Source organism: Streptomyces polyasparticus (assembly GCF_014493765.1).
Classification (GTDB): domain Bacteria; phylum Actinomycetota; class Actinomycetes; order Streptomycetales; family Streptomycetaceae; genus Streptomyces; species Streptomyces polyasparticus.
This window is the reverse complement of sequence record NZ_JACTVJ010000025.1, coordinates 62587-77587: the sequence shown is the minus strand read 5'-3', so window position 1 is coordinate 77587 and position 15001 is coordinate 62587. Positions and strand designations below refer to the sequence as shown.

General features: G+C 71.5%; 12 protein-coding genes. 4 read left to right on the top strand and 8 right to left on the bottom strand.

The genetic code is table 11. From position 1 onward, the window contains the following. Positions 1-447 precede the first annotated feature (447 nt). Complete coding sequence (locus tag H9Y04_RS37970; RefSeq protein WP_187818826.1) at positions 448-1998, bottom strand: diaminobutyrate--2-oxoglutarate transaminase family protein; 1551 nt, start codon at positions 1996-1998, stop codon at positions 448-450. A 452-nt stretch (positions 1999-2450) separates the two neighbouring features. On the opposite strand from H9Y04_RS37970, the gene H9Y04_RS37965 reads away from it, so the two are divergent. Both H9Y04_RS37965 and H9Y04_RS37960 read left to right on the top strand, forming a co-directional pair. Next, positions 2451-3674: a trypsin-like serine peptidase gene (locus H9Y04_RS37965; protein WP_236071960.1), complete on the top strand. Its 1224-nt coding sequence runs from the start codon at positions 2451-2453 to the stop codon at positions 3672-3674. A 202-nt stretch (positions 3675-3876) separates the two neighbouring features. Then, positions 3877-5067 carry a trypsin-like serine peptidase gene (locus tag H9Y04_RS37960; RefSeq protein WP_187818824.1) on the top strand — a complete coding sequence of 397 codons (1191 nt, stop codon included), beginning with the start codon at positions 3877-3879 and terminating at the stop codon, positions 5065-5067. A 62-nt stretch (positions 5068-5129) separates the two neighbouring features. Here the strand turns inward: H9Y04_RS37960 and hflX are convergent, their stop codons facing one another. The 6 genes from hflX to miaA all read right to left on the bottom strand — a co-directional run bounded on the left by hflX (position 5130) and on the right by miaA (position 13205). After that, the gene (gene hflX / locus H9Y04_RS37955) at positions 5130-6638 is read right to left on the bottom strand and encodes a GTPase HflX (RefSeq protein WP_187818764.1); all 1509 of its coding nucleotides are present in this window, start codon (positions 6636-6638) and stop codon (positions 5130-5132) included. A 197-nt stretch (positions 6639-6835) separates the two neighbouring features. Then, positions 6836-8284: a M1 family metallopeptidase gene (locus tag H9Y04_RS37950; protein ID WP_187818763.1), complete on the bottom strand. Its 1449-nt coding sequence runs from the start codon at positions 8282-8284 to the stop codon at positions 6836-6838. Positions 8285-8363: 79 nt separating this feature from the next. Further along, positions 8364-10472 carry a RelA/SpoT family protein gene (locus H9Y04_RS37945; protein WP_187818762.1) on the bottom strand — a complete coding sequence of 703 codons (2109 nt, stop codon included), beginning with the start codon at positions 10470-10472 and terminating at the stop codon, positions 8364-8366. 196 nt (positions 10473-10668) lie between these two features. Beyond that, positions 10669-11532, bottom strand: a complete 864-nt coding sequence (gene dapF, locus H9Y04_RS37940; protein WP_187818761.1) for a diaminopimelate epimerase — start codon at positions 11530-11532, stop codon at positions 10669-10671. A gap of 116 nt (positions 11533-11648) precedes the next feature. Then, entirely contained in the window at positions 11649-12149 is a 501-nt protein-coding gene (locus tag H9Y04_RS37935) for a hypothetical protein (RefSeq protein ID WP_187818823.1), read from the bottom strand. Positions 12150-12254: 105 nt separating this feature from the next. After that, positions 12255-13205: a tRNA (adenosine(37)-N6)-dimethylallyltransferase MiaA gene (gene miaA, locus H9Y04_RS37930; RefSeq protein WP_187818760.1), complete on the bottom strand. Its 951-nt coding sequence runs from the start codon at positions 13203-13205 to the stop codon at positions 12255-12257. 181 nt (positions 13206-13386) lie between these two features. Here miaA and H9Y04_RS37925 point away from each other — a divergent pair, with 181 nt between their 5' ends. Continuing rightward, complete coding sequence (locus H9Y04_RS37925; protein WP_187818759.1) at positions 13387-13644, top strand: hypothetical protein; 258 nt, start codon at positions 13387-13389, stop codon at positions 13642-13644. Positions 13645-13687: 43 nt separating this feature from the next. Continuing rightward, positions 13688-14014 carry an antitoxin gene (locus H9Y04_RS37920; protein ID WP_187818758.1) on the top strand — a complete coding sequence of 109 codons (327 nt, stop codon included), beginning with the start codon at positions 13688-13690 and terminating at the stop codon, positions 14012-14014. 179 nt (positions 14015-14193) lie between these two features. On the opposite strand, the gene H9Y04_RS37915 is transcribed toward H9Y04_RS37920, so the two are convergent. Further along, positions 14194-14895 (bottom strand): class III extradiol dioxygenase subunit B-like domain-containing protein, encoded by a 702-nt coding sequence (locus tag H9Y04_RS37915; RefSeq protein ID WP_187818757.1) that lies wholly within the window; start codon positions 14893-14895, stop codon positions 14194-14196. Between the last annotated feature and the right edge of the window lie 106 nt (positions 14896-15001).

Sequence of the window (15001 nt, the reverse complement as noted above, 5' to 3'; positions counted from 1 at the left end):
TCGTCAGCCGGACTCTCCATGTACGGATGGACGTTGCCGCCGGGCTGGGCATCCGCCTGCCGTCCACGCCCGGCATCGGCCCGCGGCCCAGCCCGGGCACGCGCCCGCCGCCCGGCTCAGGCATCTGCCGGCAGTCCGGCTCAGGCGTCAGTCCGCGGACCACCCCGGGCATCTGCTCGCCGCCCGGCTCAGGCATCAGCCCGCCGCCCGGCCCAGGCACGTGCCGGCCGTCCGGCCCGGACATCACCCCGCCGCCCGATTGGGGCATCTGCCCGCCGTCCGGCCCGGGCATCTGCCCAGCGCCCAACTCAGGCACCCGCCCGCCGTCCGGCGCAGGCGTCCGCTCGCCGTCCAGCGCAGGCGCGGACAGGCCCTCCGGCCGTGGCGTCGACGGGCCCTCCGGACGCTGTGCGGACCGGCCCACCGGCCGGCCGTCGGCTGCGCGGGTCATCGGGCGGCGCCGGCCCCGGCAGCGGGCCGCCCGGCGCCGCATACCGAACTCACCGCGTCCGCCAGCCGGTCGAGGACCGCCGTGGCCTGTTCGTCCGTGATCGTGAGCGGGGGCAGGAGGCGGACGACGCTGGAGTGGCGGCCGCCGAGTTCGACGATCAGGCCCCGTTCCAGACAGGCCCGCTGCACGGCGGCCGCGACCTCCGGCGCAGCCGGCAACGGCCTCGCCAAGCCACCGGACGACGTACCGGATTCCTTACGAACGCCCTTACCGGAAACCTCGCCGGATCCCGTACCGGCTTCCTCACCGACACGCGTGCCGGAACCCTCACGAACACCCGTACCGAAAACCTCGCCGACGCCCGCACCGGACCCCGCACCGGACCCCGCACCAGCCCCCGCCCCACCCTCCGGATCCACGAACTCCACGCCGATCATCAGCCCCCGCCCCCGCACATCCCCCACGCACCCGTACGCCCCGGCCAGCTCCCCCAGCTGCGCCAGCATCCGCTCCCCCAACGCCTCGGCGCGCGCGGCCAGTTGGTTCTCGCGGACGAAGGCGAGCGTCGCCGCACCCGCGGCCATGGCGAGCTGGTTGCCGCGGAAGGTGCCCGCATGAGCGCCGGGCTCCCATACGTCGAGGTCGTCGCGGTAGACGAGGACCGCCAGCGGAAGACTGCCGCCGATGGCCTTCGAGAGCACCATCACATCGGGCACGACCCCGCTGTGCTCCACACCCCAGAACGCCCCGGTCCGCCCGACCCCCGTCTGCACCTCATCGGCGATCAGCGGAATCCCGCGCTCGGCGGTGAGCGACCGCATCCGCCGCAGCCACGCATCCGGCGCCGGCAGCACCCCGCCCTCGCCCTGCACCGGTTCCACGATCATTCCGGCTGGCAGCGGCACCCCGGACTTGGGATCGTCGAGGAGGGACTCGGTCCAGTGCGCGGCGAGTTCGGCGCCCCGCTCGCCGCCCACCCCGTACGGACAGCGGTAGTCCTGTGGGAACGGCAGCCTGGTGACCCGTACGTCCTGGGCACCGCCGGAAGCCTCGAGCGCCCCGGCGGTCATGCCGTGATACGCGCCCGTGAAGGCGAGCAGACCGCTGCGCCCAGTGGCCGTGCGCACCAGTTTCAGCGCCGCCTCGACCGCGTCCGTGCCCGCGGGACCGCAGAACTGCACGCGCCCCCGGTCGGCCAGTTCCTTCGGCAGCGTGGCGAACAGCTCGGTGGTGAAGGCGTCCTTGACGGGCGTGGCCAGGTCGAGGACGTGCAGCGGCGCACCCGAGTCGAGCACCTGGCGGATCGCTTCGAGTACCACCGGGTGGTTGTGTCCGAGGGCCAGCGTCCCGGCGCCGGACAGGCAGTCGAGATAGCGCCGCCCGTCCGCCCCCTCGATGGTGAGCCCGCGTGCCCGCACCGGCACGATCGGCAGGGACCGCGCATACGTACGCGCCGCCGACTCGCGCGACGACTGCCGCCGCAGAATCCCCTCGGCCCCATGGGCCGCGGCTCCCTCGCCGAAGGAGCCCTGCCGCGCGTGCGGCACCTCACCTCCGGCGCCACCTGCCTCGGCATTCCATCCCCCGGCACTCCATGGCGGCGCGTCGGCGCTCACCGTCGGCTCGGTCACGGCCACGGCGTTCGGTCCTCCCCTGGTGCGGCGGCATAACGGAAACGCGGACCGCGGCCCCGTACGAAGCACGACGCACAACGGTCGGCGTACGACGCACGAGCGGGGACGGAAATGTCCGCGGGACAAGGGGAGTTGAACGCAGTTTGCGAATCCCCCGTACGTACCAACGACGAGGGGCCCGGGGGATCACGGCCGTGGGGAAGATCCTTGCCGTGACGGAACCGTTGCCGATCCGTCGGAAGTCCCCAACGGCACAGGCATAGGGTGGTTGCCGCCCGACCGGCCGAACACACCGGCCGGCGAACACGCTGCACACACCGACCGCACCGACAGTCAAGTGCTTCCGACCAGGGGGAGATCCGGATATGCGACCCATACGCCCGCTGCACGCCGTACGCGCGAGGAGGGGCGCGGGCAGCACCACCGCACGCCGTCGCAGCACTCCCCTCTCCGCCCTGGCGCTCTGCGCCGCCCTCGCCCTGACCGCCACCGCCTGCAACGGCGACGGCGGCGGCGACTCGGCGGGCAAGGGCCCTTCCGCCACCGCCGACGACAGCCTCCAGATCCCCGACGGCCTCAAGGACCGGCTCAAGGAGCACGGGATCGATCTGGACGAGTGGAAGGACGGCGCCTGGAAGGACTGGAGCAAGGACGACTGGCTGCGCGAGGCCGAGGACTTCGTCAACCCGATCATCGAGGATCTGTGGGACGAGGACCGGATGCGCGACGCGGACAAGCAGCCCGCGAAGCCCGTCGAGGACGACATCTCCGGTGACCAGGGCAAGACCGACCCGACCCCGGCGCCGGTCGACGCCGCCCCGCTCAACACGCCCTACACGGAGGCCTCCCCCGCCACCGGCAAGCTCTTCTTCGACGGCCCCGAGGGCTCGATGGTCTGCTCCGCGACGGTCGTCACGGACCCGGCCAACCCCGGCAAGTCCAACATGGTGTGGACGGCGGGCCACTGTGTGCACGCGGGTGCCGCGGGCGGCTGGTACCGCAACATCATGTTCGTGCCCTCGTACAACAACGAGGGCAAGGCGGCCGCCGAGCTGGAGGGCGCGCCCAAGGAGGAGATGGCTCCGTACGGCCTCTACTGGGCGGACTGGGCGCAGACTTCGCAGCAGTGGATCGAGACCGGCGGCCCGACGGGCGGCGCGGGCGCCCCGTACGACTTCGCCGTGCTGCACGTGAAGCCGGAGACGGACAACGGCAAGTCGCTCGAGGAGACGGTGGGCGGCGCGCTCCCGGTGGAGTTCAAGGCCCCGGCCGTGTCCGGTATCGAGTCGATCACCGCGACGGGCTACCCGGCGGCGCCGCCGTTCGACGGCCAGCGCCAGCTGTCCTGCGCGGACAAGCCCGGCCGGCTCTCGCTGACCGCCGAGGACCCGACGATGTACCGCATCGGCTGCACCATGACCGGCGGTTCGTCCGGTGGCGGCTGGGTCGCCGAGGGCGCCGACGGCAAGCCCGCACTCGTCTCCAACACCTCGATCGGCCCGGTCACCGCGGGCTGGCTCGCGGGGCCGCGGCTCGGCGAGGAGGCCAAGGGGATCTACGACGCGGTCAGCGAGAAGTTCGCGGGCTGACGTCCCGGCAGGGCGCGTTCCTTCGGGAGCGCGCCCTGGCCGATATCTTCACCTGCCCGCCGCCGGGCACCCACAACTCACCGTGCATAGTGGGTTCTCGTGCCTGGAGGCGGGTGTATCCGCACCGCAGCATGACGCATCCATGACACACACCGAAGCGACGCACACCGAAGCGCCGAACGACAACGGGGGTCACACCACCATGCGCTCCAACCGACCAACTGCCCTGAGACTGGCCGCGATAGGCCTCGTCTCGGCCCTCGCTCTCACCGCCTGCGGCGGCGAGGACGACCCGAAGGCCGCGGACAAGCCCGCCACTTCGCAGGGCGCCGACAAGGGCTCGGGCGAACTGCCCGAGCTCCCCGCCGACCTGACCGACCGGCTCAAGAAGCACGGCATCGATCTGGACGAGTGGAAGGACGGCGGCTGGAAGAACTGGGACAAGGACCAGTGGCTCCGCGAGGCCGAGGACTTCGTCAACCCGGTCATCAAGGACCTCTGGAAGCCTGAGCGCATGGAGGACGCCAAGGACCCGGTCCAGACGATCGACACCAAGGCGGCCTCGGCCGACGACGCGGGCGTGAGCGACCCGGAGCCTGCCTCCGTCGAGGCGCAGGAGGAGAGCAAGCCCTACTGGAAGTACGCGGCTCCGGTCGGCAAGATCTTCTTCGACACCCCCGAGGGTCCGGCCGTCTGCTCCGGCACGGTCGTCAAGGACCCCAACAACCCGGGCAAGTCCAACCTGGTGTGGACCGCGGGCCACTGTGTGCACGCGGGCGCCGAGGGCGGCTGGTACCGCAACATCGCCTTCATCCCCGCGTACAACAAGGACGGCAAGTCGCCGGCCGATCTGCAGAACGCGGGTGCCCAGGAGATCGCTCCGTACGGCCAGTTCTGGGCCGACTGGGTCTCGACCTCCGGTGAGTGGATCGACGGGACCACGGCGGCCACCTCCGGTGCCTCGTACGAGTACGACTACGCCGTGCTGCACGTGAAGCCCGAGAACGGCGGCAAGTCCCTGGAGGAGACGATCGGCACGGCGCTTCCGGTCGACTTCGACGCGCCCTCCGCGACCCAGATCGGCACGATGGGCGCCTGGGGTTACCCGCAGGCTCCGCCGTTCAACGGTGTGCAGATGTTCAAGTGCCTGGACAAGCCGGTGCGGCTCTCGCTGACGGAGACGGCCCCGACGATGTTCCGTATCGGCTGCACGATGACCGCCGGCTCCTCCGGCGGCGGCTGGTTCCACGTCAAGGCCGACAAGAAGACCTACCTGGTCTCGAACACCTCCATCGGCCCGGCGGGCAGCGCGGGCTGGCTCGCGGGACCGCAACTCGGCCAGGGCGCCGAGCAGTTGTTCCTGCAGATGAGTGAGAAGTACGGCGACAAGTAGGTCCCGGTCATGTGAAAGGCCCGCACCCCGGACGGGGTGCGGGCCTTTCACCTGTGCGCAGGTCAGCCCTTGGCCGGCACGAAGGTCGACAGCTCGGCCGCCAGCTCCTCGTGCACCAGCGCCTTGAGCAGCGTGCCCTCCGCGGTGTGCTCCTCGGAGAGGACCTCGCCCTCGGCGTGCGCGCGGGCCACGAGCGCGCCCTGCGTGTACGGCACGAGCGCGTCGATCTCGACCGCGGGGCGCGGCAGTTCGGCGTCGATGAGCGCGAGCAGCTTGTCGATGCCCTCGCCCGTACGGGCCGAGACGGCGATCGCGTGCCGCTCGTTGCGCAGCAGGCGCTGCAGCACGAGCGGGTCGGCCGCGTCCGCCTTGTTGATCACCACGATCTCCGGTACGTCGGTGGCGCCGACATCCCGGATCACCTCGCGCACGGCGGCCAGCTGCTCCTCCGGCACCGGGTGCGCACCGTCGACCACGTGCAGGATCAGGTCGGACTCGCCGACCTCCTCCATCGTGGAGCGGAACGCCTCGACGAGGTGGTGCGGCAGATGCCGGACGAACCCGACGGTGTCGGCGAGCGTGTACACCCGGCCGCTCGGCGTCTCCGCCTTGCGGACGGTCGGATCGAGGGTGGCGAACAGCGCGTTCTCCACCAGCACACCCGCGCCCGTGAGGCGGTTGAGCAGCGAGGACTTGCCCGCGTTGGTGTAGCCCGCGATGGCGACCGAAGGCACCTTGTTGCGCTTGCGCTCCTGGCGCTTGATGTCGCGGCCCGTCTTCATCTCCGCGATCTCACGGCGCATCTTCGCCATCTTCTCGCGGATCCGTCGCCGGTCCGTCTCGATCTTGGTCTCACCGGGACCACGGGTGGCCATGCCGCCACCGCCGCCGCCACCCATCTGACGGGACAGCGACTGACCCCAGCCTCGCAGTCGCGGCAGCATGTACTGCATCTGCGCGAGCGCGACCTGCGCCTTGCCCTCACGGGACTTGGCGTGCTGGGCGAAGATGTCGAGGATCAGGGCGGTCCGGTCGACCACCTTGACCTTGACGACGTCCTCGAGGTGGATGAGCTGGCCGGGGCTGAGCTCACCGTCGCACACGACGGTGTCGGCGCCGGTCTCGACGACGATGTCGCGCAGTTCGAGGGCCTTGCCGGAGCCGATGTACGTGGCCGGGTCGGGCTTGTCGCGGCGCTGGTAGACACCGTCGAGCACCAAGGCGCCCGCGGTCTCGGCGAGCGCGGCGAGCTCCGCGAGGGAGTTCTCCGCGTCCTGCAGCGTGCCGGACGTCCATACGCCCACGAGCACCACGCGCTCCAGCCGGAGCTGGCGGTACTCGACCTCGGTGACGTCCTCGAGCTCGGTGGACAGACCCGCCACACGACGCAGGGCCGCCCGCTCGGATCGGTCGTACTGCTCACCGTCCCGCGCAGAGTCGATCTCCTGGCTCCAGGCGACGTCCTCTTCCATCAGGGCTTCGGCCCGAAGTCCTTCGGGGAGGCTCGGCGCGAGGTGGGTGGTGTGGTCCTGCGGGTCCTGCGCGTCCTGGGAAGGGGAAGAGAAGGTCAAGTGGATCCTTTACGTCGATATGGATACGGGTGCCTCGGTTCGTACGGCTCCCGTGCTTGAGTCAACGTCTCCGTCGGCGCCAGGATTCCCGGCGCCCCGTGTCCGTCGACGGCATCGATGGTCGCACGGGACGGGGCGTCTCGGCATCCGGCTTTTCGCCGCCCGGTCATCCGAGGTCTCCCCGCCCCGGAGCGGCCCTACTCCACGGGCTGCACCTTCCAGTCCGGCTTCCCCGGCATGACCGGCGTCTTCTCCCCGTACAGCCATCCCTTGAAGAACCCGGAGAGGTCCTCTCCCGCGACGCTGGACGCGAGGCGTACGAAGTCCGCGGTCGTGGCCACGCCGTCGGCGAAGGAGGCGACCCAGGCGCGCTCCAGGCGGTCGAAGGCCTTCGCGCCGATCTCCTGGCGCAGCGCGTACAGGACCAGGGCGCTGCCGTCGTAGACCACCGGCCGGAAGATGCTGATCTTCTGGCCGGGCGAGGGCCGCTTGGGCGCGGCCGGCGGGCCGCCCATCACGCGCCACCGGTCGGACTGCCGGTAGGCGTCGCGCATCCGGTCCTCCAGGGACTGACCGGCCTTCTCGTCCGCGTACAGGGCCTCGTACCAGGAGGCGTGCCCCTCGTTCAGCCACAGGTCGGACCAGGTGCGGGGGCTGACGCTGTTGCCGAACCACTGGTGGGCCAGCTCATGGACCATGATCGAGTCGACGTACCACTCGGGGAACTCGGGCCGCGTGAACAGCGAGCGCTCGAAGAGCGACAGGGTCTGCGTCTCCAGCTCGAAGCCCGTCTCGGCGTCGGCGATCAGCACCCCGTACGTCTCGAAGGGGTAGCGCCCGACCTTCTGCTCCATCCACTCGATCTGGCCCGGCGTCTTGCGCAGCCAGGGCTCGAAGAGCTCGCGGTCCTCGGTGGGCACCACATCGCGCACCGGCAGCCCGTGCGGCCCCTTGCGGTGCACGACCGTCGACTGCCCGATCGCGACCTGGGCGAGCTCGGTCGCCATCGGATGCACGGTGCGGTACGTCCAGGTGGTGGCGGAACCGGACCGTTCACGGCCGGTCGCGAGCCCGTTGGTGACGGCGGTGTACTCGCGCGGCGCCTTCACGCGGAAGGTGAACTGGGCCTTGTCGGAGGGGTGGTCGTTGCAGGGGAACACCAGGTGGGCCGCATCCGCCTGGTTCGCCATGACGAGCCCGTCGCCGGTGCGCACCCAGCCGCCCTCGTACCGCTTGTCCGGGGTCGGGTCGCTGGTGTGGCGCACGGTGATCCGCATCCGGCTTCCGGCCGGCACGGCCTTGCCGGGCGTCACGATCAGGTCCTCGCCCATGCTCGTGAACCGGGCCTCGGCGCCGTCGACCTCCACGGAGCGCACCTCGCCCTGCGCGAAGTCGAGGTTGACGCGCTCCAGGCGCTCGGTGGCCACCGCGTCGATCTTCGTGACGGCGTCGAGCGGCTCGGAGTTGGAGCCACCGTAGGTGAACGAGATGTCGTACGACTGGACGTCGTAGCCGGGGTTGCCGAGGTGCGGGAAGAGCGGGTCGCCGATGCCGAGGGGCGCGGGGGGCGAGGGGGCGCTCGCGGCGAGCAGGGACAGCGAGGCGGCAGCCAGGAGCGCGGCCTTGAGACGGGGCTTGAGCAGCATGGATTACGGCTATCAGCGCGCGCTCCGCTGACGAAGACGGCGCGAGCGTCACCCACTCGAACGAGGCCCTCGCACAGGGCTACGAGGTCGCCGCCGCCCGGTGCTGCGCCCGGCTCACGTCGTACACCCCGGCGACCTTGCGCATGGCGCGCATCAGGCCGGGAAGGCGGGCGGCGTCGGGGAGTTGCAGTGTGTACGTATGGCGTACGCGGCCTTCGGTGGGCGGCTCCACGGTCGCCGAGACGATCGCCACACCTTCGACCGCGATGGCCTCGGTGAGGTCGGCGAGCAGATGCGGGCGGCCGAAGGACTCGGCGGTGAGCGTGACGCGGCACTGCGCCGAGTCCACCCAGCGCACCCCGACCGGGCCGCGGCCGAGCGCGGCCATCCGGCCCACGGCGGGGCAGCCTTCGCGATGCACGGTCACCACGTTGCCGCGGACCGCGAAACCGATGACGGCGTCGGGCGGCACGGGCGTACAGCAGCCTGCGAGCCGAACCGAGGCGCCGGGCAGGTCGACGACGGCGTTGGCGGCGCTGTGGCGCGCTCCGGCGACCGTGAGCCCGGGGCGGGGCTCGGCGGATTCGGGGGCTTCCAGGCCGTCGGGGTGTGCGGCGAACCAGCTCTTGATCGCGATACGGGCCGCGGGGGTACGGGCATGGTCGAGCCACTCGGCGTCGGGACCGGACCCGGTCTCGCGCGGGGCGAGCAGGATCTGCACGGTGTCGCCGTCGCGCAGGGCCGTACTGAGCGTGGTCAGCCGGTCGTTGACCCGGACGCCGATGCAGAAGTGCGCGCCCTCGCCGTACTGCGCGTAGGCCGCGTCCACGCACGTCGCGCCCGCGGGCAGACCGAGGGTGCCGCCGTCGGCGCGGTAGACGGTGATCTCCCGGTCCTGGGCGAGCTCTTCGCGCAGCGAGCTCCAGAACGTGTCCGGATCGGGCGCCGCCTGCTGCCAGTCGAGCAGCCGTGAGAGCCAGCCGGGCCGGGTGGGGTCGGCGCGTTCGCCGTCGGGCGCGGGCTCCTCCGACGCTGCCTGCGCATAGGGGTTGCCGAGGGCTACGACGCCGGCCTCGGCGACCTTGTGCATCTGGTGCGTACGGATGAGGACTTCGGCCACGTCGCCGCCGTCACGGCCCACCACGGCCGTGTGCAGCGACTGGTACAGGTTGAACTTGGGGACGGCGATGAAGTCCTTGAACTCCGAGACCACCGGCGTGAAACAGGTGTGCAGCTCGCCGAGCACGCCATAGCAGTCGGCGTCCTCGTTCACCAGCACGAGCAGGCGCCCGAAGTCGGCGCCGCGCAGCTCGCCCCGTTTCATCCGCACCCGGTGCACGGAGACGAAGTGCCGTCGCCTGATGAGGACTTCGGCCTCGATGTCGGCCTCGCGCAGCACCTGCCGTACGTCGTCGGCGATGGCCGCGAGCGGATTGCGGCCGCGCTCGTTCTCCGCGATCAGCGCCCTGGTCTTCGCGTACTCCTCCGGATGCAGGATCGCGAAGACCAGGTCCTCCAGCTCGGTCTTCAGGGCCTGGACGCCGAGCCGTTCGGCGAGCGGGATCAGGACGTCCCGGGTCACCTTGGCGATACGGGCCTGCTTCTCGGGGCGCATCACGCCGAGGGTGCGCATGTTGTGCAGCCTGTCGGCGAGCTTGATGGACATCACGCGCACGTCGTTGCCGGTGGCGACCAGCATCTTGCGGAAGGTCTCGGGCTCGGCGGCGGCCCCGTAATCGATCTTCTCCACCTTGGTCACGCCGTCGACCAGATAGCAGACCTCTTCGCCGAACCCCTCCCGCACCTGATCGAGGGTCACATCGGTGTCCTCGACGGTGTCGTGCAGGAGCGAGGCCACCAACGTCGTGGTCTCCGCACCGAGTTGGGCGAGGATCAGGGTCACGGCGAGCGGGTGCGTGATGTACGGCTCGCCGCTCTTGCGCATCTGTCCGCGGTGCGAGGACTCGGCGAGTACGTACGCGCGGCGCAGGGCGTCGAGGGCTTCCTGCGAGGCGTCGGGGTGGTGGGCGCGGTGGGCCTCGACCACATGGCCGATGGCATCGGGCAGCCGGTCGCGCGCCGCGGAGCCGCGCATCGCGACCCGCCCGAGGCGGCGCAGATCGAGACGGGACCGGACACGCTTGCGGGGCGCGCCCGGGCTGACGGGGCCTGTCGCCTCTGCACTCATCCTGTGCACCTCCGGCTGCGTCGACCGGCACCCTCGTGAACGGGGCGGCGCGTCCATGGTGCGGACGCCGACGAACGAGCCGCATCGTCGAAACGCACCGCATCGCCCGGGCCGGTGCTTGATGCTACCGACCTCATCACGCGCTGCTCACCCGCTCTCGCCCAGCGTGAAACGGATCACCCATTCGAGCGAAGGTTCAGGCGCCAAGAGTTTCGAACCATTCGGAGCTGATCTCGCCTTCCGCGACGATCACGGCCGATCCCGTCATCTCGATCTCGCCGTCGACCCGCTCGGTGATCACAAGGCGGCCGCCGGGCAGATCGATCGTGTACGTGACGGGGGTCCCGGTCACCGCCGGGTCGAGCCCGTCGCGGCGAGCCGTGGCCACGGCCACCGCGCAGGCTCCCGTACCGCAGGAGCGGGTCTCGCCGACGCCGCGCTCGTGCACGCGCATGGCGACGTGCCGCTCGCCGCGGTCGACGACGAACTCGACGTTCACACCGTCCGGGTACACCGTGGCGGGGGTCGTCTCGGGGGCCGTGAAGAGGTTGCCCGCCTGGTCGAGGTCCTCGACGAAGGCGATGGCGTGCGGGTTGCCCATGTTCACGTTCCGCGCGGGCCAGCTGTGCTCGCCGACGGTGACGGTGGCCTGTTCCTCGGGGAGGGCGGCCTTGCCCATGGAGACGGTGATGTCGCCGTTCTTGGCGATGTGGACGCGCTTGACGCCACCGCGCGTGGCAACGGCCAGATCGCCGGCCTCGACGTGCCCGGCCTGCTGCAGGTAGTGCGCGAAGACCCGTACGCCATTGCCGCACATCTCGGCGACGGACCCGTCACCGTTGCGATAGTCCATGAACCACTCGGCCTCGCCCGCCACGTGCGCGGCCTCGGGGTGCGCGGCCGAGCGCACCACGTGCAGCAGACCGTCGCCGCCGAGTCCGGCGCGCCGGTCGCAGAGCACGGCGACCGCGCTCGGGCTCAGCTCGATGGCATTGTCCGGGTCGGGCACGATCACGAAGTCGTTCTGCGTGCCGTGACCCTTGAGGAAGGCGATGCTCATTCCTCGATCGTACGGGGTGGGCGCCTGCTGCCTTCGGCCACGGTCAGGGGCGGCCGAAGCCGCAGGTCGGCGCGGCCTGCGCTCGCCGATCAGCGCGGCGCCGCCGGAGTTGCCGGTCAGCGCAGCCGGGCGACGCGCCACACGGCCAGGACGGCGAGCACGCCGACCACCGCGGTGTACGCGAGGACCACGCGCCAGTCCGGACGCTGTCCGGATCCTCGGACAGGCAGACCCGGCCAGGTGTGGCCGACCCGCCGGGCGGCCATCACGCCCCAGCCGGCGGCGCAGCAGCTGATCAGGAGACCGAGCATGGCGACCACCGCGCCGCCGTCGCCGAACTCGAAGGCGAGGGGGAACGCGAACATCAGCGAGCCGAGGGTCGCGAGGACCACGATCGGGGCGATCTGCCAGATCCGGAGCTTGCGCTGCGGACGCAGCTCGACCTCGACCTCGGAACCGGCCAGCGCGGCCGCCTCCTCGGCGGGGTCGGGACCGTCGGGCACCACGCCGCCGCCCTCGACGGGCAGGTCGGATCCCTGCTCGGGCCCCGCTTGCGGGCCATCGGAGCTCAGCTGTCCCTGCTCCTCATGTGCGGTGTCGCGAGGGCCGGCCTCCATCGCCACGCGCCCTCCCAACTGGACTCCACGGTCGATCGAAGCTCGATGATGGCACGGGCGGTCAGGCCCGGATGACCGCCGGAGCGTCCCGATGCCATCACGTGATCAGGCTGTAACCGCTCGTTCGACCAACGCCATTGCACGGGCGGGGAGTTCCCCGCGGTCGGCAGCGGCGCCACTGAGCCAGTGCACACGCGGGTCGCGGCGGAACCAGGAGTCCTGGCGGCGCGCGAAACGCTTGGTGGCGCGCACGGTCTCGGCACGCGCCTCGTCCTCGGTGCACTCCCCCGCGAACGCGGCGAGCACCTGCTGGTAGCCGAGCGCCCGCGAAGCGGTGCGGCCCTCCCGCAGTCCCTGGCCCTCCAGGGCGCGCACCTCGTCCACGAGGCCCGCCTCCCACATACGGTCGACCCGCAGCGCGATCCGCTCGTCCAGCTCGGGACGCCCGACGTCCACGCCGATCTGGACGGTGTCGTACACGGAGTCGTGGCCCGGCAGATTCGCGGTGAACGGCTGCCCGGTGATCTCGATGACCTCCAGGGCGCGCACGATGCGCCGGCCGTTGCTCGGCAGGATCGCCTTGGCCGCGTCCGGGTCGGCCGCGGCGAGCCGCGCGTGCAGGGCGCCCGAGCCGCGCAGGGCGAGCTCCTCCTCCAGGCGTGCGCGCACCGCCGGATCCGTACCGGGGAATTCGAGCTGGTCGACGGCGCCGCGCACATAGAGGCCGGAACCGCCGACGAGGACCGGCCAGCGGCCTTCGGCGAGCAGCCGGTCGATCTCGGCACGGGCCAGCTTCTGGTACTCGGCGACGCTGGCCGCCTCGGTCACGTCCCAGATGTCCAGGAGGTGGTGCGGGACGCCCGCGCGCTCCTCGACCGTCAGCTTGGCGGTACCGATGTCCATCCCACGGTAGAGCTGCATGGAGTCCGCGTTGACGACTTCTCCGCCGAGTTCGCGCGCGAGGAAGACGCCGAGATCCGACTTTCCGGCGGCGGTGGGCCCTACTACGGCGATGACACGGGGCCCTGAAGCGGGCGCGACTGCTGCGGTACTCACCGGACCAGTCTGGCAGGCGCCCGGCAAGTCCTCGAACGAGGTACGTGACACCACGCGTTCCCCTTCGTTGCCTGTTGCGAGGTTTCGGCCGCCGGTTTCGAGGACCGGAGACCCGGATGTCGCAAGCAGACGCACCGGGCGGCGCGGTACTTCGCTCACACGAGTACGGTTTGGAGTAGAAATGGGCGTTTTTTCACGGTTCCGTCGCAAGGACAAGGAGACCGAGGCCGCGTCAACGGCGGAGGGTTCCACGGCCACTCTGACGGCCGAGCCCGAGGCGGAGGCCGCGACCGAGGCGACCGCCGAGGCCGAGGCCGCGCAGGAACCGGCGGCCGAGGAGGCCGCCGAGGAGAAGGCCGCCGAGGGTGTGGAGATCCCGAAGCAGCAGTCGGCCGAGCAGGCGGCGGACAACGAGGCCGGTGAAGGCGCCCGCAAGTAGCCGTCCGCGCACGCGGCGGTCCGACGAAGAAGGTGCGATAGCCATGGGCCTCCTTGACACGCTGAAGGCCAAGCTCGCCCCGGCCAAGGACAAGGCCGCGGGCCTTGCCAAGGAGCACGGGGGCAAGATCGAGCAGGGTCTGGACAAGGCCGCGAAGGTGGTCGACGAGAAGACCAAGGGCAAGTACAGCGACAAGATCCAGTCGGGTACCGGCAAGGCGAAGGACGCACTTGACCGGCTCGCCGACGGATCGGAGTCCGGTGCCGCCGGCGGTCCCGGTACGTCCGCTTCGCCGGGGTCCGGTACGTCCGCACAGTCGCCTGGTACGCGGCCCACCGCCGGCGGGACGCCGACTCCGCCGGCCTCCTGACGGGCTGCACGACCGACGGCCGCGGGGCGCTTGCGCTCTGCGGCCGTCGAGGCGTGTGCGGGTCGCGTGAGGCCGGGGCGTGTGCGGGTCGCGTCAGGCCGGGACGTGTGCGGGGCGCGTCAGGCCGGGACGTGTGCGGGTCGCGTGAGGCCGGGGCCTGTGCGGGTCGCGCGAGGGGCTCAGGACCAGCCGGCGACCAGGTACCCCACGCCGTACGGCGCATCGTCGTACAGGAGCGTGCCGCCGAGCCCCGCCCCCTCGGCAGCGCCCGCGAGCACCTGCCAGGGTGCGCGGCCGGCCGCCTTGAGCTCGTACGCGAGTTCCGGATCGATCCCCTTCAGGGCGTCGACGTCCGCCGCACCCAGCGCACGGGCGGCCTCGGCGTCGAAGTCCGCGGCGCGCTCGTCGAGATACCCGGGCGCCTTGAGCGTCCGGCACGCGCTGCCGTCCCCCATCACGAGCAGAGCCACGCGCCCGGCCTGCACGGCGAGCTCGGCGCCGGCCTCGAAGCAGCGCTCGGGGGCGAGCGGCTCGCCCACGCCGAGGCCTTCGACGGGCCCCTGCCACCGCGCCTGCTCGAGAAGCCATGCGGCGACGGCCAGGGAGGTCGGCAGGCCGGCCTTCCCGGGACCGTCCCCGAGCCGGACCTCGACATCGACCCCGTAACCGCGGAAGTCGCCCCGCGCCCCCTGCGGATGCGGGCCCCGGCCGCTCTGCTCGGCGGGCCCGACCACGATCAGCCGCTCGGGACGAGCGGCCGCGAGCACCCCGATCGCGTCGGAGCAGGCCTTGCGGACCTCATCGAGCTCGGGCGCCGCACCTGCGGCGACGGCGGGCACGAGAAGCGGCGGACAGGGGCAGATGGCGGCGGCTACGAGCATGGCGGCAGAGTACAACCAGGCTCACGTCAGCCCCTGCGGCGTTTGAGCAGATCTTCCAGCCCCTGCGGCGTTTGAGCAGATCCGAACGAAGTTCGGATGCGGGGTC

What these genes read in the sequence shown, in the direction of transcription:
- H9Y04_RS37965 (WP_236071960.1), top strand. Translation starts at nt 2,451, where the DNA reads ATGCGACCCATACGCCCGCTGCACGCCGTACGCGCGAGGAGGGGCGCG.
- H9Y04_RS37960 (WP_187818824.1), top strand. Translation starts at nt 3,877, where the DNA reads ATGCGCTCCAACCGACCAACTGCCCTGAGACTGGCCGCGATAGGCCTC.
- H9Y04_RS37950 (WP_187818763.1), bottom strand. Translation starts at nt 8,284, where the DNA reads ATGCTGCTCAAGCCCCGTCTCAAGGCCGCGCTCCTGGCTGCCGCCTCG.
- H9Y04_RS37945 (WP_187818762.1), bottom strand. Translation starts at nt 10,472, where the DNA reads ATGAGTGCAGAGGCGACAGGCCCCGTCAGCCCGGGCGCGCCCCGCAAG.
- dapF (WP_187818761.1), bottom strand. Translation starts at nt 11,532, where the DNA reads ATGAGCATCGCCTTCCTCAAGGGTCACGGCACGCAGAACGACTTCGTG.
- H9Y04_RS37935 (WP_187818823.1), bottom strand. Translation starts at nt 12,149, where the DNA reads ATGGAGGCCGGCCCTCGCGACACCGCACATGAGGAGCAGGGACAGCTG.
- H9Y04_RS37925 (WP_187818759.1), top strand. Translation starts at nt 13,387, where the DNA reads ATGGGCGTTTTTTCACGGTTCCGTCGCAAGGACAAGGAGACCGAGGCC.
- H9Y04_RS37920 (WP_187818758.1), top strand. Translation starts at nt 13,688, where the DNA reads ATGGGCCTCCTTGACACGCTGAAGGCCAAGCTCGCCCCGGCCAAGGAC.
- H9Y04_RS37915 (WP_187818757.1), bottom strand. Translation starts at nt 14,895, where the DNA reads ATGCTCGTAGCCGCCGCCATCTGCCCCTGTCCGCCGCTTCTCGTGCCC.